This window comes from Pseudoalteromonas sp. NBT06-2 (assembly GCF_002276045.1).
Classification (GTDB): Bacteria; Pseudomonadota; Gammaproteobacteria; order Enterobacterales; family Alteromonadaceae; genus Pseudoalteromonas.
Map to the genome: position 1 here is coordinate 1 of NZ_NQMR01000012.1, position 279 is coordinate 279.

Sequence of the window (279 nt, forward strand, 5' to 3'; positions counted from 1 at the left end):
TACCAATTCCACCACTCGGGCATAGCCTTTCGCCAATAAAAAGCGTTCAGGATATTCATAATATTTGGAGCGGTACACGAGGCTCGAACTCGTGACCTCGACCTTGGCAAGGTCGCGCTCTACCAGCTGAGCTAGTACCGCATCACATTTAGTTTATTTACAGTTAAACAAATCTGTTTCTATTTTTAAATAACTCATTATTTAAAAATGGTGCCCGAGGCCGGACTTGAACCGGCACACTCTAAGAGCGAGGGATTTTAAATCCCTTGTGTCTACCAA

The 279-nt window shown here is 43.7% G+C and carries 1 tRNA gene; it reads right to left on the reverse strand.

The annotated features are described in order from the left end of the window. Positions 1 to 65 precede the first annotated feature (65 nt). A tRNA-Gly gene (locus tag CJF42_RS03745) sits at positions 66 to 141 on the reverse strand. Positions 142 to 279 lie beyond the last annotated feature (138 nt).